Origin of the sequence: Candidatus Avoscillospira sp. LCP25S3_F1, from assembly GCF_052117125.1 — a bacterium.
GTDB lineage: Bacteria > Bacillota > Clostridia > Oscillospirales > Oscillospiraceae > Avoscillospira_A.
In genome coordinates, this window is sequence record NZ_JBQKJT010000073.1 from 1 (window position 1) to 499 (window position 499).

The 499-nt window shown below is 42.5% G+C and carries 1 rRNA gene; it reads left to right on the plus strand.

Going from position 1 to position 499, the window contains the following annotated elements:
• Window positions 1–285 precede the first annotated feature (285 nt).
• Window positions 286–499 (plus strand): 16S ribosomal RNA (locus tag ACTQ33_RS17155); the annotation flags it as partial.

Consider the following 499-nt stretch of genomic DNA (forward strand, 5'->3'; position numbering starts at 1 on the left):
AAAGTTTGAAAAAACTTTGAAAAAAGTTCTTGACAAACGTAAAAAGTTGTGATAAAATGAATCTCACGAACGACCGCTCAGCGGTGTGTGTACCTTGTAAATTAAACAACGTGAAAACATGACGAAGCACCTTGGACAATTGATTTTGCCAGTTTCGAAAAACTGGCGGATAAATTTTGTTCAAAGTACAAGATTTAGCCAACGAAATTTCTTGAGTAATTGCTAGAGCGAATACTTGATGGAATGATTGATTGAATCGGCTTGAAAGAGTCGTTTTAATACCATTTTATTGAGAGTTTGATCCTGGCTCAGGACGAACGCTGGCGGCGTGCCTAACACATGCAAGTCGAACGAGAATCTAATGACGGAGTTTTCGGACAACTGATTTAGAGGACAGTGGCGGACGGGTGAGTAACGCGTGAGCAACCTGCCTTTCAGTGGGGGACAACAGAGGGAAACTTCTGCTAATACCGCATAATGTGCCGGGGAGGCATCTCCT